Source organism: Paraburkholderia sp. PGU19 (assembly GCF_013426915.1).
GTDB lineage: Bacteria > Pseudomonadota > Gammaproteobacteria > Burkholderiales > Burkholderiaceae > Paraburkholderia.
This window is the reverse complement of the sequence record NZ_AP023181.1, coordinates 1781942-1806832: the sequence shown is the minus strand read 5'-3', so window position 1 is coordinate 1806832 and position 24891 is coordinate 1781942. Positions and strand designations below refer to the sequence as shown.

Below are 24891 nucleotides of genomic sequence, written 5' to 3'. Positions count from 1 at the left end.
CAAGAACATGCTGAAAGATATCGTCAAGCGGCCGCTGCTCTGGGTCATGCTGTATGCAGCGCTGATTGCCTACGGCATCTATGCGCTCCTCAATATCCACGCCGAGGTCCTGCCGCAGTTCAACCTGCCACAGGTGAGCGTTGTAGCCCAACTGCCCGGAGCTACGACTCTGGACCTGGAGGGGCTGATTGCGCGGCCCATCGAAGCCGAACTGTCGTCGCTCTCGTCATTGAGCGACGTGCGGACAGTGGTGAGCCAGGGTTCCGTCAAGATTGAAGCGCGATTCGTGGAAGGCACCACCGCTGCAAGCGCGTTGCAGGAAGTCAACGGTGTCGTCGGGCGCATTAACGGTGCGCTGCCGAAAGGCACAAGCCTGACGACGGAAATCTCCGGCAACGCGATAAACGAGGTTGCCGACTACGCAATCCAGGTTCCGGACGGCGTGGATGCGTCACAGGTGCAGCGCATCATCGAGTCAAATCTTGCGCCGCGTATCCGGGCGGTCCCGGGCGTGCAACGTGTGTCGGTCGCCGGACCCGGAGCGGATGCGATATGGGTGCGCCCTGACCTTGGGAAGCTACAGCGTTTCAATGTCTCTGCATCATCGCTCGTGGCATCGCTCGATGCCACGACTGCAATGGTGCCGAGCGGATACGTACACCTCGGACACCAGGACGTTTTCGTGGAAGGCAGAAGTCTGCCGACGAAGCCTTCCGAGTATGCCCGCGTGCCTGTCGCAACTGCCGGGAACAGTATTCCACTAGGCTCGATTGCGGACGTTGTCCGGACTGCGCTTCCGTCGCACCATACGGTCAAACTCGACAACAGGCCTACCATCGCGCTCATTGTGTTCAAGCAGCCCGGCGCATCGACGCTACCGGTCGTCGGCGAGGTTGATAAAACACTGCGGGAGCTCGAACCTCAGTTGCCCGGCGGCGCACGCTTCGTGCGCATCTACAGTCAGGGGCATATTGTCGGCGTCGTCGCTGCCGACCTGACCAGGAATCTCGCCATAGGGGCCGTGCTCGCGGTGGGCGTCCTGTTCTGGATGCTCGGCGCGAGTCGCGGAATATGGGCCCTTGCGTTGAGTATCCCGCTCTCGCTGCTGCTCGGTATAGCAGGGCTGTACCTGATGGGACAGACACTGAATCTGCTGACGTTCGGCGCCCTGTCAGTCGCGGTAGGCCTGCTCGCCGATGACGCCATCATTGTGCTGGAGAGCATCTACCATCGATGGGAGGCTGGCGACGGCCGGTGGGAGGGTGTTGCGCGAGGGTTGCGCGACATCGCTGGTCCTGACATTTCCGGGACGATGACCACCGTCGCGGTGTTCCTGCCGCTCGTGTTCGTGGGTGGCCTGGCGGGGCTGTTCTTTGTCCCGTTCTCTGTCGCGATGACAGTCAGCCTGATTGCATCGCTGCTCATTTCGTTGAGCCTGATTCCGCTCGTGCTGGGATTCATCGGGCCTCATATCGAGAAACGCGCCACATCGGGTTCGCGTGCGGTCGGGTGGCTCAAGAGCCAGAATCTGCGCCTGTTTGACTTTGCACTACGTCGTCCACGGGTCTCGCTGTGGTCTTGTGTAGCCATTTTCGCGGTCTCCGTGGCTGGACTTCTGCTGGTGCCGGTCGATTTCCTGCCACTGCCGAACGAGGCCGTGTTGCTCGAAAGCTTTACGCTGCCCCCTGGAACGTCACTGCGTGATGCCCAGGATGCTTCCGACCGCATCACACAGCGATTACTCGGTCTCGAACCTGTGGCACACGTGTTCTCGCGTGTTGGCTCTGCGTCGGGGACGTCCTACACCGAGCCTGCATATGCGGGTGAGATTCAGATTGCGCTGAAGCCCGATGTGAACGCGAGCAGTCTCGACAAAATCGGCAAGCAGATTCTGGACGCGTCGAAGCTTCCCGCCGTCCAGACTGTGATTGGAACACCGACGCTCGAACGGGTTGGCGAGACACTTTCAGGATTACCGCAACCATTCGTAATCGATGTCTATGGCGATTCCATTGAAACCTTGCAGTCGCTCTCGACGGAAGTCACGCATCGACTGACAAGCGTGTCCGACCTGTCGGACGTATTCAACAACGACGGTTATCCCATTACCGAACTGCGAATTACACCGAATCCTGACGGCCTCGCGCTTCACGGCATCACGCCGGCGTTGCTTTTCGCCCAGTTACACATCCTGCTGGCTGGTCAAACCGTCGCTACCGTTCCTGAGGGCAATGGCCACCTGGACGTGTTTGTGAGACTGGCCGACCCGGCGCACCTGTCCATCGAGCAGCTCAATCAGCTTCCCATCATGGCGAGCGGCTGGGTCGCGTTAGGCCAGGTTGCCGACGTCCGCATGGCGACCGGACCCAACGTCATCCGGCATTTGAACGGACTGCGTGCGGTCGAGATACTTGCGACCCCGACTGCCCCCCTCGGGCAGGTGATTTCTGCTTCCAGGCAGGCGCTCGCAACGCTTGCGTTGCCGGCAGGGTACGAAGTGAAGTTCGGCGGCCTGTATCCCCAGCTCGAGCGAGCAGCACTTAACGTGGGCGTGGCGGCGGTCGTTGCACTCGCGCTGATGCTGGGCATCCTGACGCTGCAATTCGATGGGCTGCTTGTTCCGGGACTGCTTTTGTTGCAAATGCCGCTGGCGTTCTCGGGTGGTGCAATCGCTTTGGCGGTGAGTGGTGTCGGTCTCAACGCCATCGGTCTGATTGCATTTCTTACCCTGATTGGGGTGAGCTTGAACCATGGCATCGTGTTGCTGCAACTGGTGAAGCGAAACGAAGCGCAGGGCTTGTCCGTGGTCGACGCCGTGCGCGATGCGGTCGAGGTGCGGTTCCGGCCGATTTTGCTGACAGTCCTGACAGCATCCCTAGGCCTCTTGCCGACGGCACTAGGCTTCGGCAAAGGTGCAGCGCCCGAACAGGGGTTGGCCATCGTTACGCTGGGCGGGCTGGTCTGGAGCGGCCTGCTCAGCACCAATTTGCTGCCGGCGCTCTATGTGTACAGGCGCGAGCGCCAGCTCCAAAAGGCATCATAGGCCGGGTCGACGCCCAGGATGCCTGGCAGCAGGCCGTCTCGCTTCACCGTTCTGTTGCATGAATGCGCGACAATGTGCGTCGAGGCGGCTCTTCACTGAACAGAGGACACGTGCAGACTGATTCCACCGAGCGGCCCGGTACGCTCCGTCAAATCCCGCGCGGCGTCTGGATGCTCGGCTTCGTGAGCATGTTCATGGACATCTCGTCGGAAATCATCCACAGCCTTCTGCCCATGTTCCTCGTGACGAGTCTCGGCGCGAGCGCCGTGATGGTGGGCCTGATTGAAGGCGTTGCCGAGGCGGCGGCCCCCATCGTCAAGGTGTTTTCCGGCGCACTGAGCGACTACCTGGGTAATCGCAAATGGCTCGCTGTCATTGGATACGGCCTTGGTGCGCTGAGCAAACCGCTATTTGCGCTCGCGCCCACGGCCGGCTTCGTGCTGACCGTGCGTGTAGTCGACCGCATCGGCAAGGGTATTCGGGGTGCACCGCGCGACGCGCTTGTGGCCGACATCACACCTGTGCACCTGCGTGGCGCGGCTTATGGCCTCCGACAGTCACTCGATACGGTCGGCGCATTTCTTGGGCCCTTGCTTGCGGTTGTATTGATGCTGCTGTGGGCCGACGACTTCCGTCTGGTGTTCTGGGTGGCCGTGGTGCCCGGGCTCATTGCCGTTGCGTTACTGGTTCTCGGTATCAGGGAACCCGCACGGCAGCCGGAAGCGAAACGCGTCAATCCAGTCACGCGCGATAACCTGAAGAAACTCTCGCGCGGATACTGGGGGGTGGTCGGCGTCGGCGCAGTCTTCACGCTCGCGCGGTTCAGTGAAGCATTCCTCGTGCTGCGCGCAATGCAGGCCGGGGTTCCGATAGCGCTGGTTCCCCTCGTCCTGGTCGCAATGAATGTCGTGTATGCGCTTTCAGCGTATCCGTTCGGGAAACTGGCCGACGCAATGAGCCACACGAAGCTGCTGTCCGTGGGCCTGGTCATGCTTATCGCGTCTGACATCGTGCTCGCTCACGGAAACTCGTGGCCAGTCGTGATAATCGGCGTGGCCCTTTGGGGGCTGCATATGGGGCTGACACAGGGCCTGCTGGCGACCATGGTTGCGCAATCGGCGCCACCCGAGCTGAAAGGCACTGCCTTCGGTTTCTTCAACCTGATGAGCGGGCTGGCGATGCTTGTTGCGAGTGTCGTGGCCGGCGAACTCTGGGACCAGTTTGGCGCGAGCACGACGTTTTATGCTGGGGCCGGATTCTGTATCGCGACGCTGTTTGCGCTTGCGACCAGTACGACGATGCTCAGGGGTAAAACGTGAACTGGCGTCTGCTCTTTGAGCGCATTGGCGCGCGTAACCTGCTCGTGGCCGCCGTGCTTGCGATTGGTGGCGCCTGGCTCTTCCTCGGCGTACTGGAGGATGTCATTAGCGGGGACCCGCTCGTCGCCGTCGACGTCAAGATTCACGCCGCGTTGCAAACAATTCGCTTCCCGCTATTCGATTCCCTTATGGTTGCCGCCTCAGAGCTGGGCGATGCAGCCGTCACCGTCCCGGTCATTCTCGTCGTCCTTGCGTGGCTTATTTGGCAACGGAGGCTGCGAAGCGCTGCTTACTGGATTTCGGCGGTCGTGTTCGCACAGCTCTTCGTCGTGACGCTGAAGTTTTTCATGCGCCGAGCGCGACCGTCTTCGATGTACGAGGGCGTGCAGGGATTCTCCTTTCCCAGCAACCATGCGACGCTAAGCGTCGTCACCTATGGCTTTCTTGCGTTCTTCGTTGCGCGCGCCTGGGGCAATGTCGCACGGCGACGCATTGCGACTGTCACGGCTCTGTTCATTCTCCTCATCTCGTTTTCACGTCTTTACCTGGGCGCTCACTGGTTCTCAGACGTGCTCGCGGGCCTCAGCTTCGGCGTGGCATGGATAGCGACAGCGGCCGTGTTTCACCACCTTGGTGATGAAAATCAGAGAGACGCTTCCTCCCTGGGGGTAGCGTCGTTCGTTACGTTTGTCGTCAGTGCGATGGTCCACATCATCATGCAGCACGGTATCGACCTGTCTCTCTACGCGCCGAGGTAGCTTTTTGATAACCGCTTGCGTGCGGCGACAGACAGCGAAGACAGGTGCGTTGCGCCTGCTTGACCTTCCGAGCTGAAGCGGTTGGCCAAAAACACCTTCAACGCCAGCACGACGAAATCGGTTTTGTGCAGAGATGGCAGGCGAAACACGGCGGCAAGTGGCTGTGTGTGTCAACGGCGCCGAACGCAAAGGGGCGCTGGATTCGGAATGGGCTTGAGGTTGAGCTGACAGGATGAGCAGCAATGTGGGTGCGCGTCAATTCCCGTCCGCGGGCATTCAGACGCTATCTGGAGCAGGCTTCGGTGAATCAGTCGTCTTCGTCATGGTGATGATGCTCCCATCCACGGTGGCGACCGTGGTCATGCCACCGGCGCTCGTCGCCGTAGTCCCCTTCGTAGCGGTAACCGTAGCCGTAGACCGGAGCTGGCGCGTAGACCACTGGTGGCTCCTCGTACACGACAGAAGGGGGGCGACATAGACTGGTCCTGGCACACCCAGATAAACTCCGATGTCCGCGTGAGCGAACGCCGCGCTCGATGCGCACGCAGCGGAAAGGCCGACTGCCAGAAAAAGCGTAGCGTGTTTCATGGTGTTCTCCTGTCCTGCTCGTTTCTGGCGGGCGCCAAACAATGGCGAACGACGCGGATTTTACGGGTTGCGCGCGGAAGCGGGAGCGGCGGCAATGTCAAAACTGTAACCGGCAGTAACCCGCTGTGATACTGCCGGTTCCGACCATGCTTACGACGCGGTCAGGGAGTCGCCCGAGACACGGACACGTTCACCGACCTGAACCGGAGGCTGTGTCGAGTAGGTGAAGTTCCGGTAGCTGCCGTCCTGCATTCTGACCTGCACCTGGTAGGTCGTAGACTTGCGCACCGCATGCTCGATGCCATTGCCCGCAAGCCCACCACCGACCGCGCCGGCAATCGTTGCCAGAACACGACCGCGTCCCCCACCGACCTGATTTCCCAACAGCCCGCCAGCAACAGCACCGCCTACGGCTCCGAGCCCCGTCGTCGGCTCGGGTTCCTGGACTGTATTGACGGCGACAACTTCGCCAGCATTCGGGTCAACGGCGACAGGCCGTTTCGCGGGTTGTGCCTGACTTTCATAGGTTCCGTTGTTCGCATACCTCGGAGACTGCTCGACCGGCGCGCTACGGTGATGATGGACACGCGGCTGGGTCGGCGCCTCCTCACGCGTGACGCGTTGCTCCGACTTCGGTTGCGGCGAAGTGACCGGCGCGCTGGCGATTTGAGCCACAACCGGCACAGCTTGCGTCGGAGGCGCTGTCACCGCGCGGGATGTCGGAAGAATTCCGGTCATCGCCGCAATACCCGTGGCGCTGGCCAAGATGAAGGCCACGGCCGCGCCTGCGACCAAAGGATGGATACGACTACGCTGCGACGAACTGGAAGTCAGATTGGTGCTCATGTCGCGCTCCGTTGATGTGTGTCACCAAAACGCCGCAGCTGACAATCCGGTGCACTTGACGGCAACGAGATTTGTAAGCAGTTGTAGTGCTTTGCAATGAGGCCGGGGCGTGGCGGTTTTCTTTCTTCTGTAACAGCCCGTAACCCGCCTCTGGAGCGGCGATAGAGGCGAACGAATTTCCGCGCGTCGGCGGTCGAGGCGGTCGACCGCATCCTTAGTTCGCCAGCGGCTGCGAGTTATTTCGTTGACCCGTCAATTGCCGGCCACGGGGGGTCGTTGCATGCCTCACGTCGCGCCAGCGTCGTCACAGTGGCCGCAGGCTTCAGTTCTTGAGGCATGCTTATGATATTGCGCCGCGAACGGTTACTTTAGGTCTGTAGAAGCGGCTCATCTGGTGACGGGAACGTCAACCAGCACGGGACTACAGCATCCGCTCGAGCAGATGGTCCTTTAATACAAATTGATGTACGAGAACGGCGAAGACGTGCAGCCCGATGAGCACCAAAAGAATCGTCGCGCTTGCGCTATGCCACTCGCCGATAGATGCGCCGGGTGATTCTGGCGTGGCAATCTGCGGGAGGTGCAACGTCCCAGCTATCTTAACCGGCCAATCCCTGCCGCTCGCGTTCAACCAGCCGAGCAGCGGCACGAGAAGCAACAGCGCGTAAAGCGCTATGTGCACTACTGATGCGATGGCTCGAACACAGTAAGATTGGTCAGTAGGTTCGGGCGCCTCACGCGTCACGGCTCGGACGCACCAGGCCACGACTATCACGAGGAGAGACGTCCCAACTCCAATATGCCAGGCAATCACGCCCGATGGCACCTTCACGTCGTTGGTCTCTGGCATAAGCCAGCCCAACATAAACTGTACGACGAGCAGCCCGAGGGTTATCCAATGAAGCAGTCGCGACATCGCATCGTATCTGGCTCGGGCGAGCGGTGGTAGTCGTATTCTGCGCGCTGTATTCATATGACGGCAGCTTGAGTTTCAGGCCAAGCTTCTTCACGCCGCGCCCAGGTAGCGGCGCAGCGGGCTTATCAGCCTCACTTGCGTAAAGGCGATTCCTTAGCCCACCCCTGCGGAGAGCCAGCTAGCGTCATGGCGTGCTTACGCGAACCCCGCGCGTTTTACACAAGTTGCGTCGAATATGTTGGCGAGTCTGTGACATCGAGAATGCCAATGTTCGGACGTTCAACCGAATCGCATCTAACCAGCACGCAACAATGACATCTGACTCTCAAGCAAGGCGCGGAGCTCTTCCGAGTGGGGGCGTGTTCCCCAATGGCGAGCGCCAGCGACCGACGCAATAGCAATCCACGAATTTGGTGGAAACCACTCGCGTAAGAGGACTCCCTCCTGCAGAATGCAAAGACGCCCGGTTTGCTCGCAGTACTCTGCGGACATTTCCGCATCGCCCAACTGCGCGGTCACTCGAAGGCTCCGGCTTTTCTGCATTGATTTCTCCCGCAAGGTGAGGCAGGCCTTGCTGCGTGACCAGATTCCGTAGCGGTGTTCATGGTTCCATCGAGTGGCTCCGGGACTTCACGCTACTTTAACCACGGAGGTTGTAATGAGTAGTCTTGGTTGTAGTGAGTAGTCTTTCTCGTGAACAAGCGGTTGCTTCACAGAGAGCCCGTTTCGAAACGCTGTCCGACGCGTGGACCAAGGCATTTGGCTGCATCGAAAAGCTGACTGAGCTGAAACTGCGTGCAGTCAAAGCGACGCTCGCCGAAAATCAGGCTATCGCTAGCATGGCTTTGTCAACCAAGGTGGACCCACAGGAGCTATTCATATTGCAGGCAAAGCGGGCGCAAGCCGCGATGGAAGAAGCGCAGTCGTACTGGCGACACGGTTGTTCGACGCGTACCACTACCAGTACCCGGTCGAAATTGCGCGCGGACCGGGACCGTTGTGAGATAAAGCGGCCGCTGCCTAAACCGAATCATGCCGTCCAATATAAGAGCTATTCTCTAAAGATGTCTCTAACTTCTTCGTCTTTCGAAGACTTCGTTGAGCCATCAAAGCCATCAAATTGGATGGGAGTCTTTTTATGGTTGGAAGCGCTCCGCTCCTCCTAGAGCGCCCGGAAGGAGTTTCCAGCCTCAACAGGGCTCAATGCGACGCTCCCCGAAAAGGTGCCCTTGTGCCTGAGTCAGTCTTTGGGAAACATCATGTGACAAGTATCGGGAGCGCTACACTGGCGCGAACACAACGGCACCATGGCGTGCAATGTGTGCGAAGCTCCGGACGAAGCGATATGCCTGCCCATCGATTTCCAAGTGGTTTATGCCTACATGTGTCAACTGGAGAATCTCATCAGCGAGCACTTCCTCAATCATCCCGCAGCTTCGCAAATCCTCCTTCGGGCCAGCCGGGATTTTGACATACATCGCACATGCCTGGAAACGCGGCCGCATCATGATGAGACTCCCGCCCAAATCGAGCGAGAGCTCGAGATACTCGGCCAGGGTCAGCAGCGACTCCGGCGTCTGGTGTGGTGTTCCGTCACCCGATTTAAAGGTCACCGCGATATGCCGCCCTGTAGAACAGGTTCACCGAGCATGTCGTCCCTGGCAGGCTTCCGCCGCTCTGCCATAAGCACCCGGTCTGTGTCCGGCTTGCTTTTCTGAAGTCTATGCAGGAGCGAATACCACTGCGCCCCGGTCCTCGAAGTGCGTGAGGCTTCGAACGAAGTAATACTCTCGCCCTGCGATTTCTATCCGGTTCCGTCCAACCTTCGTCAGCCGAAGAATTCCCCTGGCAATTGTTGCAGCAACCGTTCCGTAGAAAGTCAAATCCGCCTGTCCTTCTGCGGCATTACCAACGTACATTCCACAGACGTCATCGCATTGTTGCATCATGATGAGGCTCGCTCCCTTTCGAAGGGGCAGCTCGAGATATTCGGCCAGTGTCACCAGCGCCTCCGGCTCCCGTCGTTGTCGGCCAGCGTGCGAGCCTGAAGTTGTCGTCACAGGAACACCTCATCAGAAAGTCTGGCTCAAAAGCGGTCGGCGCGTGAGCACATCGAATCAGCTACAGATGACTACCGAATCGTGGTGCCGTGTCGAGGGGCGCGGACATCGCTTCCAATCATGGAGAGGTTGCGCTTTATAGGCTTGCCCAAATTGTGTAAGTCGACCATGCTTGTTGTGACGCTACCTACTGACGGTCTAGTCGGTTGCGCGTGACGCAAGTGCCCGTGCGGGAACAGATGTATTGCGAGGCACCAACAAACTGAGCCCCGCTGTAACGGCATCATCGTCTCACGAAACGCGCGGCATGTCACAACAAGGCTTTACTCACCCACACCGTCTCAGATAGCTGCAGAAACAGCCATCGTCCACGTACCGATACTGTTCAACGCTACCGGGGAAATCAAGGTCCGGGTCTCGCATCCTTCTGGTCGATGACAGTGCCGATGCCCACCGAAGCTCTGGCGATGCTGCTGGCGCTGAACGGTCACGAGGCGAGCGACTGCGAAATGCGCATCGCATAACGCACAGCGGTCCCTGCTGGTGCGCTACGCTTGCCGGGTCATAGTCTGGGTTACCGTAATGTATTAGGCCATACGTTATCCGTGGACACGGTGGTTGGCACGTTTCATCTAGCCGTGGTGCAAACTCGTCCGTCGCTGGTCGCGCCGTGCGATACCACAATCGCGAATGCGACTCTCAACATTTACAGGATTAAAAATGGCAACTGGCACAGTGAAGTGGTTCAACGATGCAAAGGGCTTCGGCTTCATTACTCCGGATGACGGTGGCGAAGACCTGTTCGCCCACTTCTCTGAAATCAAGAGCGAGGGCTTCAAGTCGCTGCAGGAGAACCAGAAGGTAAGCTTCGACGTGAAGATGGGCCCGAAGGGCAAGCAGGCCGCAAATATCAAGCCGGCCTGACAGCTCCGAACGCTCGCCTTCCTCTCAACGAATGGCCTGCCCTTCGCGGGCCATTTGCCTTCGCGTTCAGCGTCTTCAGCCGCTCATAGACAAGGTGGCCATCCAGCACACGCTACCGAATGCAGCTTAAACGTTGCGAGTCGCTTGGCGAAAACGCAGGTTTCGCCGCTCGGCACTCGAGCAACATTTCTGATTGCCAGCCGGCTTCAATGATGCGCACACAACGAAAGCGTTCGCCGGCGGGCGACATCGCATTACGGGCGCGGCTGAATGGCGAACGCTCAAGTCGGCTGGCGCACCGATAGCATTGACCGCAGCGGAGTTTGCGAGGTAATAATGTAACTGTCGCCGCACACGACCCGCGAGGTTGTGTAGTGACCGAACTCAGCGTAGGTTTGCAGTGTGTTTGTTCGCAGGAACGTAGATGAAGGAAAAGAAGGTCTCGGCGGAAGCATCGGCTCTTGAGCGCGTGGTGAGCGCTGCGCGCGAAGTACAGGCAGTGTCGCAGCGGTTGGAGGCGCACTACACGCAGGCCGCCGATGAACAACCGTCGACGCTCGAGCTGGCGCGGTTTGCTGCTGCCATGCAAGAACTGAAGGACGCACGGGAAGCCTTTGATGCATTGGTTGAGAAGAGAGACCGGCCGTTGCGCTAATGGAATCCATCGCTCTCTGCGACGGACCTCGCGCAAGGCGCCCGCAGCCGTCGCGCTCGAAAGCAATCACGAAGTAACGCTCGCCGGGCGCGGCAGCGTCGCCACCTAACGGCTGCGCAATAGCGGACGAATTCACGACTTCCTGCATGCAATTCTCAGCCGGCCCGTTCGGCGCAAGCGGGTCAGCCGAAGAGCCTTCTTTGGTTTACGCACGTGATGATGGAAGCCGAAAGAGCAACACGCAGAACGTGCCGATTCGAGCGGGACGACGCGGTTCCGCTCATTGGACTCGGCGTCGCTAGCGCGAAGCGAGACGTTCCGGAGCGAGCCAAAACTTTATTGAGTGGGCCTATCGTTTGAGCTCGACAACAAAATCGTAATAGTCATTTACGGTCAGTTTATTCTAGCCCCGTCTTCTCGTGCACCAGCTCCAGCGCCCGCAGGATAGAGTGATGTGACTACCGATGCTGGCCTCAAAAACGACAGCAGCATCTCGACCTGCATCGCGGACACTGCCTCGACGGCAGACGGCGCCGAGTAGTCCCGCCCGACAAACGCCTTCAGGGTGAACCGGTTGGACACCACGTAATAGCCCATTGCGACCAGGGTCACGTAGAAATCCAGCGCGTCTACATCGGCCCGGAATTCCCCTGCAGTTGCGCCACGCGCCAAGGTTGCGCTCAACAAGCTAATCACCGGCGAACTGGCCGCTCGCAGTTTCGCCGAGCGCTCGAGATATTGCCCTCCGTGCAGATTTTCGTTGTTGATGAGGTGCAGCCACTGGGGGTTTGCCCTAAAGTAATCCCATATGGAGAGTGCAAGCGCCCGAATGGCGTCCGCGGGTGGCAGCCCCGACAGGTCCGGGCTCACTTCATGAGTCGCAAACTCCACGTACATGGCCTCGAGGACAGCGACGTACAGCCCTTCCTTGCTTTCGAAGTAGTAGTAAAGCATCCGCTCGTTCGTGCCGGCGGCGGCGGCGATTGCGTCGACGCGCGCCCCGGCGAGCCCGTGCGTTGAGAACTGTTGCGTCGCGGCCTCCAGAATGCGCCGGCGCGTGCCCTCGGGGTCTCTTTTCACTTTGGATTCGTTCATTGTCGGCGCTCCATCTTTGTAGTGGAAAGCTTAAGTGACGCAGCCATTATGCGCGTCTCCGCCGGGCTGTAAAATGCCGCTTTCCCGGAGAGAGAGCGCCAATGGACAAACGAAATTACGCTAACCACGCAGACGCGGTCTTCACGGTGTTCGAGATGCTGCGGAAGGAACTTGCGGCAGAGTGTGCCGACTCGGCCGTGCTGGGCCGGTTGCATGAGATTGCCTTGCTTCCGGTGGCTGACTTCTTCGCCGCGCTTGGTGACCTGGCAGCAGGCCTGCCTGCGTATGCTGACCCATCAGACGTCCTGTCACGCTGCAGCTCCGCTGTCGAGCGCACTCGGGGCAGCCGCCGGCACGCTGACTCAGCCGCATCGCTAGCGGTGCGAAACCCTGACTGTCCCTCGCCCGCATCACACCCCGCTCACGGCACCCTGGCGTCGAGTTCCGGACGCATGACCTCGCATTCTCGCGCTGCCGGCTCATTGCGGGCGACGACGAAGACGGCGGGGGTCGGGCTGCGGTTGACGGCGACATGGACCACGCCGGCCGGTGTGAAGATGTAATCACCGGGGCGCACCACCTGCCGGTCTTCCAGTTCCTCGCCCGTATAGAACTCGATTTCGTCGCCGCTTAGCATGTAATGCGCGGTGTCATGGTGTTCGTGAATGTGAGCTCTGGTTCTGCCCCGGGCGGCACGGACACCACGCCCAGGTAAAGAACCTCGGACCCCACCGTTTCCTTGCTGATACCGGGCGCATGCACGGAGCCCTGCTGGGACATGTAGCTGGCCCCACCACGAACAACTCGACCCACTTTCGCCCTCGGTGAGGTTGTTTCCATTGCACACCTCCCGTCATCAACTCGCGTATCCGTCCCGCCCATGGCAATCACTATAGGCGACGGAAGAAAAGGTAAGGCCGGGATTTCGGCTCTCAGCTTCCTGGACGCTTCAGTCGCTGCGCGGTGTCCGGCGGCGGCGAATCGCACGCGAAACTGTGGGCGGTGAGCAACGCAGATGGTCCGGTCGACCGTCGGCCCGTCGCCGCGGCGATAGATACACGGCGGCGAGTAGCCGAAATCGAGGACCGCCACGGCCGTGTTGTTACTTGGCGAGCTGACAGGTCTTGGAACCAAAGCCAAGCGTCATGCTCTTTTTCACCTTGGGTATGGCGGCCATGGGTTCGTCCAGTTTTCGGTCCAGATAGGTGACGACGATGGAGCGGCCATGGAACACAATCGACCGCGGTACGATGCGGTCGCCAAGGAAGACCGCGTTGGTCTTACTGCAGTCACTGAATGCCACCGCTACATAGTTGAAGATGCCGCTACCGCCTGGTTCGTCGACCAGGAATACCGCGACAGCAGGCTTCGAGTCAAGCCGGCCACCGACGGGCTTGCCGAACACACGCGTCACGTGCTGCGTCGCCGAGCCAGGTGCGGCCGGTACCGCTCGCTCGCCGTTCGACAATTTCACGTCTTCATTGTCGATGCGGAAGGTCGCATTCCTGTAGTCGACATCAACAGTTCCAGCCAGAGCGCCGACGGTTACCAACGCGAGGCAGGTCGCGATTGCGGCGGCGGTCAACTCCTTCCTTATGGTTCATACGCTCTTCGTTAGAAAACGTCTGCCGCGTTATCGCGAAGTGACCGTTCTGAAGTTGTTGTTCTTCGGGCCGCCCCGTGCTCAGACGCCGACGGTATGCTGGTAGAACCAGTCGTTGAACGCGTCGAAGCCCTGCACGGTCAGCCCGAGCCGGTGTGCATTCTCGCAGGCCCGCACCAGCATCCAGCACGCGGCCTCCTCGAGGTCGGCCTCGAAGTCCGGCGCATCGGCCTTGTCAAAATGCCGCAGTGCGTTGGCTACACAGTTGTCCGCGTCATTGAACGTCTTGCGGTCCAGCGGCCGGCCGTGCAGCTTCGTGTGCGCCAGGTCGGCCGCATCGAACTTCCAGTCCACGCCGGCCTGTTGCCCCTTGTTCAGCAGCGCTTGGCCCAGTACACGTTCGGCCGCGCTGGCCAGGGTGATGGCCGAGGCAAAGCGATGGAGCTCCAGGAACGCGTCGAGCGCCATCTCCAGCTGCTCGCGCGCGAGGTCAATGCGGCGGCAGGTTTGTGAGGTCATGCTCAGCTCCCGGGACGCATGCGGATGTCTCAGTCTATCGCCGCTCGCGTTGCGTTTCGGAGGAAAAATTTGACCGCCATTGTCGACGTTTGACCCTGAGCGTGGCGTGACTGACGCCTACGCGAAGCCGGCCGGCAGCAGCACCAGCTGCTCGCGACGGCGCGCCGCATCGAGTGGGCCGCCCGTCAGCAGTTGCGGTTTGAGCCGTTCGATATCCGCAGCGAGCGCGGCCTTTATCGCATGGTCGTCGCGCAGGAGGCTCCGGAACTGCACATGGCGCTTCCAGACATGGTCGCCGTCGTCGCCCTCCAGCGGCAGGGATTCGTACCAGCGCGAGAACAGGGCCGGCTCCGCCAGCTCCCGGGCACGGGATTCGAGCGACGGCACATAGGGCTCAAGTTCGGACCACGCGCACAACAGGTCCATCGATTCGGCGTCGTAGCAGAACTCAATGCGCTCCCCCGACTGGCCAGTGAGCGCCTGGTGCCAAGCCGCCCGACGTTGCGACCACTCCTGAGGCGAAACCATGTCGTCCCGGGCGCCACTGGTCCAGAACGCATACCCAGTCGCAATGCCCGCATCTTTCAGCAGGCCAAGGATTTCCTGACCGAACGCGCCGGCTACGTAGCCGATGATGCGGTCGAGCAGTTGCGAATGCCAGCACCTAAGAACCACACCAATGTCCACGGCCGGGTCGCGTTGGCCGGCAACGCGGGCGCGGGCCTGCCGCCTGAGAATCGCTTCCCGCACCAGCGGGCCCGGCATCGCCATCACCATGCCTCGTGAGTGCCCAGCCTCTCGCGCCAATTGGGTCCGGTCGAGCATCGAAACGAGAATGCTCGCATAGGCAGCGAGATAGCGCCTGCGCTGCAGCTGTTCGATGCCGCTTTTGACCGCCTCCATCATCGCGGTGATGGGGTGCATCTGATGCGCGACGAACCTGAATCCCGTATCGACCTTCGTGCTCATGGCAGACTCCTTGCCCGTGAAGAGGCGAACCCGCTGGAGAAACTGTACGGCCCACACGGCCAGGTCAATGGCGGGATAAGCGGGTGAAAGTCGCGCCATTCCGGGCGATGGCCGGCACCTCGGGACATCCGCCGGCAAGTTTTGCCGGTCGACAGCCAAAACAAAGGCTTCTAGTGCTTCGGCGCGCCCGATTCAAGATGCGATGAAAAGTGCCGTCGCGCCCTAGCCTCGCGTGAGTGCTAACCCGCGAAAACCCTGTTGAGGCTTATGGGCCGTTTTCCGGGTGCGAGGAACGGTTGGCCGCGTTGCGAGAACGCGTGCAAAGCGGCGAGTCGTCGTGCGCGCGAAGGAGTGTCTTCAACGCCGGCGGAACGGTACACTACATTCGTCGCGTTACTGGAGAACACGCGTGACATCGGAGCCACTGGTCTTTGACCTCAATCTGCCGGGCAAGGACGTTGTCCGGCTGCGAGAGCTACGTTCGCAGGAGCTCAAACAGCAGAAGTCCGGTCTGGCATTTGCCGAAGACGGTACATTTGCCCTTGAGATTCTCGACGAACACGGGCAGACGCAGCATCTTCTGGACGTCCGGGGACTGCTGCAAAGGCTGGAAAGCGTCCAGCCCGGCCTAATCGCCCATTTCCTTAAAACAGGACAGAGCTTCACGCCGCAAACGCTGCACGCTGAAATGGAACGTCTGCAGCTGAGCGTCGAGCGACTGGTTAGCAAGGCCGAGCGACGTGCCGACGACAATTACTGGGCGTCGCTTGCGCGCATCTTCTTCGAAGGTGAACTGCTGCCCCGCCTGAGCGCGATGAGCATTGCGCTGGGCGGTGGGCGCATGGACTACCCGGGCCCCCGGGAACCCGACAGGCCGTCCGTTCTCAATTTATCGGCGTGGTTTGCGAACGAGATGGCCACGCACAACTGGCGCTTTCTCGTGCGACCTACCGCATGAGCAGCTAACCTGAAATGGTGGACGCGGATTAAAGCTGGAACGACCGAACGACCGAGCGCAGGGTTTCCGCTTGTGATTTTAGCGCGGTTGCTGCTTGCGCTCCCTCCTGCACAAAAGCGGCATTCTGCTGGGTCACGCGGTCCATTACCATGATTGCAGCGTTGACCTGGTCGATACCTGAACTCTGTTCTTGCGTTGCTTCGGCAATCGAGTCGACAAGGTCCACGACGCCTCTGACGGAGCCGAGCAGGTCTACGATGGTCTTTCCGGCCGCGTCGACCGCGACACCACTCAGGTCTACCTCGGTCGTCATCTCGTTGATGAGCAAATCGATTTCCTTCGCGGCACTCGAACTACGCTCTGCAAGCGCACGAACCTCCTGCGCAACCACTGCAAAGCCACGTCCCTGACTGCCTGCACGCGCAGCCTCCACCGCAGCATTCAGCGCAAGCAGGTTTGTCTGGAAGGCAATGCCTTCGATGACCGACGTGATTTCACGGACACGTGCAGAACGTTGCGCGAGTGCGGTCATGCGCTCGGCCGCATCCCTGGCCGCACGGTCGCCATCGGCAGCTTTCTCAGAGGCAATGCCCGCGAGCGTACGCGCCTGAACCGCATGTTCGGCATTAGCCTTTACCATTGACGCGAGCTGTTCCATGCTGGCAGACGTCTGCTGGATGCTGGCCGCATGCTCTTCGGTTCTGGTCGCGAGGGTCCCGTTACCCGAGGCAATCCCGTTGCTGGCCTCTGCGATGGTTTCGGTCGAGTTGCGAATCTCGCCAATCATCGATGCGAGTCGCTCCCGCATCGTTTTCATCGCAAAGAGCACACTGCGAGTGTCGTCACGCTTGACAGGCACCTCCACCGAGAGGTCGCCGGCGGCAACCCGATTTGCAACTTCAGCAGCAACGTTAGGCTCTCCTCCAAGTTCGCGGAACAGGCTTCGTGCCATCGATGCGCACAGGACTGCAACAACAAGCAATCCACCGACGATGAAGGAAGCCACAAATACTTCGACGACACGTCCGGTCTTGCGAGCAAGCTCGTATTCGGACTGCGCGACAGCAAGTTCCATTTTGCGCAGTTCAGCACCTTGAGACTTCACAGTCTTGGAGACTGGGTCGATTGTCTGGGTCTGTACCCACTGTGCTTCGGAAAGGTTGTTGGCGTTGAGCAGCTGGACAGCGGGTTGAAGGCCCTTGTCTCGCAATGTGTTCCAGTTGGACGCAAACGCTTCCGCGCGCTTGCGCTCGTCGGCCGATTCGCTGCCAGCAACGTACTGCTTCATAAGCCCGTCAACCTGCTCAATGCGACCGGCAGTGCCCGAGGCAACCAACTGCGTCTTCTGAGCCGACGGGTCGAGGATGGCGTCACTTACTGAAAAGCTTGCCTCGGTGACCAGCTCGTTGATTGTCGATATCGCCTGAAGCGCCTTTGCGCGTACGTCGTACATCTGCTGCAGTGCTTGAATCGAATTTGATACGCCTACCAGACCGGCCGCTCCGATTCCGAGAGAAACGACAGCGACCGCCAGGGTCAGTATCAGGAGGCGAGTTTTAACGGTGAGCTTGCGCATTGGGGGCCTAACTGGGAGTGCGCTATGCACATGAAGTGCAGAGACGTGATTTAAGGCGCGTTTCCCATCTCGGGAACGCGCCTCTTTTACGGCCGGCGTCAAAAATTCTTAAATGAAACTTTTGTGACGCGAGGCATCAAAGCGGTGCATCGTTCGGGAAAGAACGCGCTCGATGAAAATCCTCACGAGACCGGTATCATCGAACACGACGCGATGAAAGGAGATACTGCGATGGACGACCGATTTGATAGACGAGAGCTTTTGCTTCACGTCGGGGACATGCTCGAAGCCGTAAGCTGTTTGGCCAAGACGGGTCGGCCGGATTCGCTTGTGGCTCAACTCGCGATGGAACAGGATTCGTTGCGGGACTTCGGGTACCTCCGTGTGCTTGACCGGAAGATGACGGTGGCCGAGTTCAGCGAGCGCCTCGCGAGCGCGTTCTTCCTGTGGCCAAAGGAACTGCTCGAGGCCGAACTCAACCGCAATGCGCTGGCGTCAACCGTTCAGCATGACCTCTTTGATGGCAATCCTTCCGGCTGGAAGGCCTATGTCGCCGAGATGCAGAAGAAGGTACGCTGGTTTGGGACCGGGCTTCCCGCGATGAAAAGCGGCACTTCGGAAGAACCGGCGCACGCTGCCATTGAGGAAGCGAGTCCGGTCGAGGTGTCGGTCGTGGTCGCGCCGTCTGTGGAGTGGGATGCGCCTGACGAGAAGAAGGGGTGGCCTTGGCCCCAGCCGGGGTCGACGTCCTGACTCACTTCTGCTCGTGGCGTCTACCGCGGATTCCAAATTCCCGAGGGCCCGGACTCGGCCTTGGCGACAGCACCCTCAATGACAAAGGCCTGAGCTTCTTCTTGCACAAAACAGTAAAGCTGTCGGGCTGTTGCCGTAGAGCAGTGGTCGCAAGCCGTCGCTCATGTGTCGAAGGCCGAGGTGCGAGATTGATGCTGTTCGTGTGCCATTTAAAGCTCCGATGGAATGGCCGGCGACAAAACCGGCTCATTTCATCGAGCAACGCACGGACCCAGTCTGCAACGTTGTCTTTTTCGGCCTCCCGTGCCAGAGCCAGGGCGACCGCACTCAGGACCATCGGCGTGAGCCGTCAGGTCAAGGTATTGCCTCAGACTGCGTGCGGACGCGGAAAAACCTTTCGACGGGAATAATCGCGACTATGCCGTCTCCGGCCGGCCCGACGTGCGCGATATCCATGATTGCTCTTACGAGGGTTTCAACGTCCGATGCCTGGGCGAAAATTTCGATTTTGAGGTGCTCGGTCGTCCAATCATCGGCAAACAGGTTTGGATGCGCGCCGAACCCTTTTACCTTGCTAACGGTTATGCCGTGGATATCAATAGCGCCGAGCCTCTTTTCCAGAGTTTGCAGAACGTCCGGCCGAACAACCGCCACAACACATTTAAGTTCCATGTCTTGCTCCTCGTTGACTCCTTGATGGAAGGACGTCATGCGCTGCTACCCATTCGGCGCCTACCTTGCATCAACTACTGCCTGAATCTTCCCTGCATCTCGAACTCCGTCTTGTGTCATCTGATAGTGTATCTCTGCCATACCTTGGGGAACCGGACAAGTTACTGCAATCCGGTCTATGCCGTATCGGTTCGCATTCTTCGAATCAGCCCCCGGAGCCGTGGTCCATCCGCCGCATCTTCGGCAAATTGCGTCAAGCCTCGAGCACTGCATCGCTACGACTTGGCGTCCGGATAAATATAGGTCTGCCGACATTTTTCCTAAACCAAGCCCTCGCCAACAGCGACGTGGCGGCCACACGACCGCGTGATTTCCCCTGGTTGACGGTGTGCTCCCGAAAGAATAGGGTTGCTGCGGTGCAAAAAAATTGCAACAGAAAAAAGAACGCGGATGGTAACTGGTAATAGCTGCCAGACATCGTTGCACTGCGAGGACGGAAGTCGATAACCGAAAGATTCTGACATGGAGTCACACAAATGATTGCGCAAGTCCCTGAACAGTTCATTGCAGCACAGAAAGCAGGCATGGATGCGCTCTTTGGATTCTTGAACACTGCCTATCCGGGCTTTGAAAAGCTGGTGGATTTAAACATACAGGCCGCAAGAGCCTCGTTATTCGAAAACCAGGCGGTCCTCTCTGGGGCCGTATCCGCCAAAGACTCCCAGTCGTTGCTTGAGCTGCAGACGCGACAGAACGAGGCGACGACAGAGAAGGCGCAGGCCTACTGGCGGCACGTCAATGAAATTGTCACCGAGACCAGCAGTCAACTGCTCGCGCAGAGCCAGAAGCAGGTGAGTGAGTACGTTCGGGAAAGTCAAGCGCTCGCAGACAATCTCGGCAAAAACGCGCCACTGCAAAGCGGCACGTTTGCCGCGTTCTGGTCGAAGGGCCTCGAGGCTATGCGAGATGCGGGTACGGCGTTCCAGCAGCAGGCCATGGGGACGGCAAAGGAAGCCGTGGAGGTTGTCGACATTGCTGGCAAGCCGGTCGTCACGGCCAAGGCGTAACACACGAGCCCGCCCTTGAGGATGTCAGCCTTTGAAGGGTGACCTTTTGGGCACGAAAAGCCGGCGCAAGGTGCGCCGGCTCTGGAGTCATTTCACCTTTAGCTTCATTGCCTCACCACTGGCTGACGAGCCGACGACCGAGCGGAACGAGAAGTACGAGCACGGTCCATCGCATCAATGGCAAGCGCGCGCCGGTCCGTCGCGCACACATGGTATATCGCATGCCGAAGCGGAACGGCATTTCCCCGACGTTTGGCTCGTGCCCAAACTGCCCTCGCTGTCTTCGCCTTGATTTTGGCAGAACCCGGAGAGACGATTCAGCAGCGCAAGCTCAACTGGGCGTGTGGATGACCGATATAGCTCGCCTACAGTTCCGAATCCAAACGCCCGCTTGAGCGTTGCCCCGGGAAGTGCCTGCGTAATCCAGGCGCAGTAGTGCGGCAACGTGTTTGAGTCGAACCGCAGCGCAGCAGACCTGTTGAGAGCCTGGAAAGTGGCGTAGCCGTGTACGGCCGCGGTTCGTGCCATGATTGGTAGACTGTGACCCTCACGTTGACGCGATGAATGTACGCACCGCAGCACGTTCTGCCCGTTTCGTTTCAGGCTCGACCATGCGTCATGTTGTGGTCATGGCGGGCACCGGCGCAATCGGCCTGATGGCGGTATTCGCAGTCGACCTTGCGAACCTTTTCTATATATCGCTTCTTGGCGATGCTTCGGTGGCGGCGGCTGTGGGCTTCGCGGGCACCATCAACTTCTTTCATGTCGCCATCTCAATCGGCGCGACCATCGGAGTGAGTGCGACCGTCGCTCGCTTACTCGGCGCTGGTCAACATGTCAAAGCTCGACAGGTCGCTTCCGCCAGTCTCATCTGGATGGGCTTGGTGACCATCGTGTTGAGCGCAGCGACGCTGGCGCTACTCAACCCAATCCTCAACACTCTCGGTGCGAGAGGAGAAACGCGCGAGTTGGCTCGCACTTTCCTTTACATCACTGGCCCGACCTATCCGCTGCTTGCAATTGGGATGTGCACGGCGGCGATTATGCGCTCGACTGGCGATGCACGACGAGCCATGATGGTGACTCTCACGGCGGCGGTCATCACAGCAGTCCTAGACCCAATTCTCATTTTCGGCCTGCGCCTTGGATTGACTGGTGCTGCCGTTTCAAACGTCGTCGCACGCATGGCGTTGGCCGTTGTAGGTTTGTACGGAGTGGCAAGAGTCAATCACCTGGTCGGCCGCCGTCCGCGTATAGGGCGCTCGTGGCGGGATGTGAAGCCCGTGCTGAAGGTGGCACTTCCGGCCGTCCTGACCAACCTGGCGACGCCGGTCGCCAGTGCGTACGTCACGCATGCAATGGCGAGTTTTGGTCCCGCGGCGGTCGCCGGACAGGCCACAATTGACCGTATCTCCCCGGTCGCCTTCGCCTTGATATACGCGCTGACCGGTGCGGTCGGTCCCATCATCTCGCAGAACCTCGGTGCTGGCCGGGCGGACCGAATTCGGGAAACTGTACGAAACAGCCTCGCGTTCGTCCTGCTGACCGTTGCAGTGGCCTGGCTCGTGCTGGCGTTTGCTCAGAACAGTCTAATTCGCTCTTTCTCCGCGCACGGCGTTACCGCAACAATCATCTCGACTTTTTGCTCATGGCTGGTCGCAAGCTATGCCTTCGTTGGATGTCTTTTCGTGGCGAACGCGACATTCAACAATTTAGACCGTCCTCTTCTATCAACGCTATTCAATTGGGGACGAGCGACGGTCGGGACAGTGCCGTTTGTGGCGGTCGGAATCCGACATGGCCCCATCGGTGTATTGGTGGGCCAGGCAGCGGGTAGCGCGATTTTCGGAACGATGGCGATGCTGGTCGCCTTTCTTGTCGTCAGGCGTCTGCCGATGGGGGATTGCGCCCGCCTGGCACAGCGGCACGCCAATGAGCCGACGTCGTCGGCAGTCAGCGTCCCAGGCGCAGCGACTGGCAATACCATCGCGCCTCGTGTGCAATGATGCTCGCTACCGTACCGGCCAGTTTGAGGAGGTTGGTGTGACAGTCTCTCGTCTGCGAGATATTCCCGGGGATGCAGGACGATGAACCGGCGCGGACTTCGTCGCCGCCACGTTCTTCATCGGCGCCTTTGCTGGCAGTGGCAGTTTGTGAGGTAGGTCGAGCCGATGGGCTTCGCCAGCAAACGGAAACGCCCCGTTTCTGGGGCGTTTCCGTTTCAGGCTTTCGATTTGGTCTTGGGGCGCTGCTTGGCCATTTGAGGGTTTTTCTCGCCCTGCGCCTTTCCGGCGCCCTTCGCCGGCGAGGCTACTTTCTTCTTGCTCGACATGTCGGCTTCTGCCCCGTGAGCAGGTGAGGCCTTTCTGGGCGATGGCATGATGTACTCCTTAGGTCTCTGCCGTTATGGCACTTTCCACATTAGGTGGCGTGCTGGCGAGAATCAAGGAGCGAAAGCAACGTACCTGTGGACCCTCGGCGAAAAATACGCCGACACCGAGGCCGGTTTCGGGTTGTCGCTCCCTAGTAACACCGCGCGTCCCCGAGCCGGGTGGTCAGAGGCCGCCGTAGTGACCGCGTTGCGGCGAACTCAAAGGCCGAATAGACTCGCGCTGGAACGCCATCAACACATGGGAGGCGACGATTCATTTTTCCAGGAGACGGGTTAGCCCTCGACGGTCTTGGGTCGCCCCTCACGCAAAAGAACGGATAAGCCAACGGTCAACTCTGTCGGCAACATCTGTTCGAGAAATGGTGGACGCAGGTCGATGCGTGTCACTTGGGGAGTCCCCGCCCGACCGGCACTTTTACCTGGTCTACAGCAAAGGGGACGACCGCTGTTTCGTCGTCGTGCAAGACATCGGAAACTGTGCTGTCGTTACCGTTCTTCCGCTCTGGATGTGGAACAACGGCGCCCTGTCCGAAAGCTCGTCGCAGGCACACGAAGCTCGAAGGCTGGCGCTCGAGCCACGGTCCCGCCAGCCAAAACGGGAAAATCCCGGGTATCAGTCGAGACGCCGTGCCAGTGTGTTCCGCCGGAGGCGATGAGCCAGCTGAGAGCGTACTGCCGCTTGCTGACGCCGCCGCAGTGAAATACAGGTCTGCATGACCCGCCGCTGTGTATTGGTTGCCCCAACTCATCGACGATATGGCTACGTGCCGTGGTCGTCGTCCTGGCTGTGGCGACAGGCGACGTCCTCAGCTTCATGGCTCGGACTTACATCTTCTCGAGCATGATTTAACCGCGACGGGATGGGCTTGCACCTCAACCAAGGAACCACGACGTCAAACTTGAACCACGGCGAGAAGCGCTGGCACGTCGCCGATGACACGGCTCTGATGCCCCTCGCCCGTCGTGTCCTCAAGCAGTATCGCGCCGCCTGCCGCGACGCGACGTCGTTCACCGTCACTGGCCTCAAACTCAACTTCCCCGCTGAGAACGAATACCCACATGCACATGGGCGAAGGATGAAGGTCGCCGACCCATCCGCTGGGCGCGCGCAAAAATCCGTAGCGGGTCGCTGCCGCGAAATCCGACACGTCAAAGGGTTCAGCGGGGGGCGCGAAGTTGCGGGTTACCAGCTGCAGGTTCACCGACCCAAAATGACTTTCGCCAATCGCGTCTGAAAACAGTTGTGGAAATGTCAGCGCAAACGCCATGGGTGATTTCCCCTTTTGCGGCCTATGTTCCAGTCGGGGCGATATGCCCCGCGAGAGTGAAATCTCAGCGGTCTGTGTTGCTCCACGTGGTGCGAGACATCGGCCGCACAACGATGACTCGCGTTGAGTGTCCCGCCCGCCGGCTCGGACGTCAAGGCACGGTGACGTAAAGCGAGGACAACGCGCCAGCACGGCGAACCGGGCCGCAGAGGTGTGCTGTCCGCTTTGACGGGACTACTTCTGTCCTGGCCCGAGGTAAGACGCACGTGGCTCCGTCGGCCGTCTTCCTCCGCGGCGACTGTCTGCCACCAGCTCGACTCGAAATTTCTGGTTTCAGAACTCACAAATCCGCGTCAACATCTCGGCCATCTGCGACGTTGAGGACACAAGGGGCGAGAATCGTCCGCCTCTCGTCGCGACCCGCGCTCCTTTCAACGCCGGTCGGCTTTGTACCTGCTGGAGCGGAACATGAAAAGCGTGAACGGGCAGTCCCTGCGTTGCCAGGTCGAGAAATGGCTCGCACCGGCTCCGGCGATATCGGGTCATGTAACCAGATTCAGTCGCACCCGGTTGGGCGGGCGACGGTGTGTGTGCGTTGAGACGTCGTCATCACGCGGAGTGCGCGCGTTGTTCTTCTTCAGGCACGATGATGGCAGCTGGTACGTGTTTCCGCCTGCTGCCGGCCGGCCGCGGGTGACTGCCGACCGCATTGCTCGTGAGGGGTCGGCGCCGACGTCCATACCCCTGTAACGCAGGGGACCATCGCACGTTGCGCTCGCGGCTAGCCCCTGGTGGACGTCGCTCGGTCCGCCATGAGAGTATTGTCGCCGGCTTGATTCCATCACTTCCCGCGTACGGCGCCGAATTGCCGGGAGAGCAACACATCGTCCCTTTCAGCACAGACAAAACA

The 24891-nt window shown here is 59.8% G+C and carries 25 protein-coding genes and 1 pseudogene; 11 read left to right on the top strand and 15 right to left on the bottom strand.

Annotation, left to right across the window (positions count from 1 at the left end):
• The first annotated feature begins 7 nt into the window (after positions 1-7).
• From H1204_RS37785 to H1204_RS37775, 3 genes are all read left to right on the top strand, one after another.
• Entirely contained in the window at positions 8-3043 is a 3036-nt protein-coding gene (locus tag H1204_RS37785; RefSeq protein WP_180733787.1) for an efflux RND transporter permease subunit, read from the top strand.
• A gap of 110 nt (positions 3044-3153) precedes the next feature.
• A complete protein-coding gene (locus H1204_RS37780) occupies positions 3154-4362 on the top strand; it encodes an MFS transporter (protein ID WP_180733786.1) in 1209 nt (402 codons plus the stop codon).
• The gene (locus tag H1204_RS37775) at positions 4359-5120 is read left to right on the top strand and encodes a phosphatase PAP2 family protein (protein WP_180733785.1); all 762 of its coding nucleotides are present in this window, start codon (positions 4359-4361) and stop codon (positions 5118-5120) included. The genes H1204_RS37780 and H1204_RS37775 overlap by 4 nt, the downstream gene beginning before the upstream one ends.
• A 307-nt stretch (positions 5121-5427) precedes the next feature.
• On the opposite strand, the pseudogene H1204_RS51890 reads toward H1204_RS37775, so the two are convergent.
• The 4 genes and pseudogenes from H1204_RS51890 to H1204_RS51885 form a co-directional block, all read right to left on the bottom strand.
• Positions 5428-5708: pseudogene (locus H1204_RS51890) on the bottom strand (hypothetical protein).
• A 150-nt stretch (positions 5709-5858) separates the two neighbouring features.
• On the bottom strand, positions 5859-6554 hold the full coding sequence (locus tag H1204_RS37770) for a glycine zipper 2TM domain-containing protein (protein WP_180733784.1): 696 nt from the start codon (positions 6552-6554) through the stop codon (positions 5859-5861).
• 421 nt (positions 6555-6975) lie between these two features.
• On the bottom strand, positions 6976-7470 hold the full coding sequence (locus tag H1204_RS37765; protein WP_180733783.1) for a cytochrome b/b6 domain-containing protein: 495 nt from the start codon (positions 7468-7470) through the stop codon (positions 6976-6978).
• Between the two features lie 294 nt (positions 7471-7764).
• Positions 7765-8013, bottom strand: a complete 249-nt coding sequence (locus tag H1204_RS51885) for a hypothetical protein (protein ID WP_243468849.1) — start codon at positions 8011-8013, stop codon at positions 7765-7767.
• Positions 8014-8147: 134 nt separating this feature from the next.
• On the opposite strand from H1204_RS51885, the gene H1204_RS37760 reads away from it, so the two are divergent.
• Positions 8148-8636 carry a phasin family protein gene (locus H1204_RS37760; RefSeq protein ID WP_180735175.1) on the top strand — a complete coding sequence of 163 codons (489 nt, stop codon included), beginning with the start codon at positions 8148-8150 and terminating at the stop codon, positions 8634-8636.
• A 114-nt stretch (positions 8637-8750) separates the two neighbouring features.
• Here the strand turns inward: H1204_RS37760 and H1204_RS37755 are convergent, their stop codons facing one another.
• Together H1204_RS37755 and H1204_RS37750 are read right to left on the bottom strand one after the other, a co-directional pair.
• Positions 8751-9083, bottom strand: coding sequence for a hypothetical protein (locus tag H1204_RS37755; RefSeq protein ID WP_243468848.1), 333 nt, complete (start codon positions 9081-9083; stop codon positions 8751-8753).
• Positions 9084-9191: 108 nt separating this feature from the next.
• Entirely contained in the window at positions 9192-9473 is a 282-nt protein-coding gene (locus H1204_RS37750; RefSeq protein ID WP_243468847.1) for a hypothetical protein, read from the bottom strand.
• 777 nt (positions 9474-10250) lie between these two features.
• On the opposite strand from H1204_RS37750, the gene H1204_RS37745 reads away from it, so the two are divergent.
• Both H1204_RS37745 and H1204_RS37740 read left to right on the top strand, forming a co-directional pair.
• On the top strand, positions 10251-10454 hold the full coding sequence (locus H1204_RS37745) for a cold-shock protein (protein WP_180733781.1): 204 nt from the start codon (positions 10251-10253) through the stop codon (positions 10452-10454).
• A 424-nt stretch (positions 10455-10878) separates the two neighbouring features.
• On the top strand, positions 10879-11109 hold the full coding sequence (locus tag H1204_RS37740) for a hypothetical protein (RefSeq protein WP_180733780.1): 231 nt from the start codon (positions 10879-10881) through the stop codon (positions 11107-11109).
• A gap of 393 nt (positions 11110-11502) precedes the next feature.
• Here H1204_RS37740 and H1204_RS37735 read toward each other — a convergent pair whose 3' ends face one another.
• The 5 genes from H1204_RS37735 to H1204_RS37715 all read right to left on the bottom strand — a co-directional run bounded on the left by H1204_RS37735 (position 11503) and on the right by H1204_RS37715 (position 15295).
• On the bottom strand, positions 11503-12204 hold the full coding sequence (locus H1204_RS37735) for a TetR family transcriptional regulator (RefSeq protein WP_180733779.1): 702 nt from the start codon (positions 12202-12204) through the stop codon (positions 11503-11505).
• Between the two features lie 421 nt (positions 12205-12625).
• Entirely contained in the window at positions 12626-12841 is a 216-nt protein-coding gene (locus tag H1204_RS53030; protein WP_346015766.1) for a cupin domain-containing protein, read from the bottom strand.
• A 465-nt stretch (positions 12842-13306) separates the two neighbouring features.
• A complete protein-coding gene (locus tag H1204_RS37725) occupies positions 13307-13789 on the bottom strand; it encodes a hypothetical protein (protein WP_180733778.1) in 483 nt (160 codons plus the stop codon).
• Positions 13790-13888: 99 nt separating this feature from the next.
• On the bottom strand, positions 13889-14326 hold the full coding sequence (locus H1204_RS37720; protein ID WP_180733777.1) for a hypothetical protein: 438 nt from the start codon (positions 14324-14326) through the stop codon (positions 13889-13891).
• A 117-nt stretch (positions 14327-14443) separates the two neighbouring features.
• Entirely contained in the window at positions 14444-15295 is an 852-nt protein-coding gene (locus H1204_RS37715; protein WP_180733776.1) for a hypothetical protein, read from the bottom strand.
• A gap of 409 nt (positions 15296-15704) precedes the next feature.
• On the opposite strand from H1204_RS37715, the gene H1204_RS37710 reads away from it, so the two are divergent.
• Positions 15705-16253: a hypothetical protein gene (locus tag H1204_RS37710; protein ID WP_180733775.1), complete on the top strand. Its 549-nt coding sequence runs from the start codon at positions 15705-15707 to the stop codon at positions 16251-16253.
• A 28-nt stretch (positions 16254-16281) separates the two neighbouring features.
• On the opposite strand, the gene H1204_RS37705 is transcribed toward H1204_RS37710, so the two are convergent.
• Entirely contained in the window at positions 16282-17829 is a 1548-nt protein-coding gene (locus H1204_RS37705) for a methyl-accepting chemotaxis protein (protein WP_180733774.1), read from the bottom strand.
• A 231-nt stretch (positions 17830-18060) separates the two neighbouring features.
• Between H1204_RS37705 and H1204_RS37700 the strand changes: the two genes are divergently transcribed.
• Positions 18061-18582: a hypothetical protein gene (locus tag H1204_RS37700; protein WP_180735173.1), complete on the top strand. Its 522-nt coding sequence runs from the start codon at positions 18061-18063 to the stop codon at positions 18580-18582.
• Positions 18583-18936: 354 nt separating this feature from the next.
• Here H1204_RS37700 and H1204_RS37695 read toward each other — a convergent pair whose 3' ends face one another.
• Positions 18937-19254, bottom strand: coding sequence for a P-II family nitrogen regulator (locus tag H1204_RS37695; protein WP_180733773.1), 318 nt, complete (start codon positions 19252-19254; stop codon positions 18937-18939).
• Positions 19255-19790: 536 nt separating this feature from the next.
• On the opposite strand from H1204_RS37695, the gene phaP reads away from it, so the two are divergent.
• Both phaP and H1204_RS37685 read left to right on the top strand, forming a co-directional pair.
• Positions 19791-20321: a TIGR01841 family phasin gene (phaP, locus tag H1204_RS37690; RefSeq protein ID WP_180733772.1), complete on the top strand. Its 531-nt coding sequence runs from the start codon at positions 19791-19793 to the stop codon at positions 20319-20321.
• Between the two features lie 560 nt (positions 20322-20881).
• Positions 20882-22327, top strand: coding sequence for an MATE family efflux transporter (locus H1204_RS37685; RefSeq protein ID WP_180733771.1), 1446 nt, complete (start codon positions 20882-20884; stop codon positions 22325-22327).
• Positions 22328-22542: 215 nt separating this feature from the next.
• On the opposite strand, the gene H1204_RS37680 is transcribed toward H1204_RS37685, so the two are convergent.
• Both H1204_RS37680 and H1204_RS37675 read right to left on the bottom strand, forming a co-directional pair.
• Positions 22543-22701 carry a hypothetical protein gene (locus tag H1204_RS37680; protein ID WP_180733770.1) on the bottom strand — a complete coding sequence of 53 codons (159 nt, stop codon included), beginning with the start codon at positions 22699-22701 and terminating at the stop codon, positions 22543-22545.
• A gap of 905 nt (positions 22702-23606) precedes the next feature.
• Positions 23607-23981, bottom strand: coding sequence for a cupin domain-containing protein (locus H1204_RS37675; protein WP_180733769.1), 375 nt, complete (start codon positions 23979-23981; stop codon positions 23607-23609).
• Positions 23982-24449: 468 nt separating this feature from the next.
• Here H1204_RS37675 and H1204_RS51880 point away from each other — a divergent pair, with 468 nt between their 5' ends.
• The gene (locus H1204_RS51880) at positions 24450-24731 is read left to right on the top strand and encodes a hypothetical protein (protein ID WP_243468846.1); all 282 of its coding nucleotides are present in this window, start codon (positions 24450-24452) and stop codon (positions 24729-24731) included.
• The last annotated feature ends 160 nt before the right edge of the window (positions 24732-24891 follow it).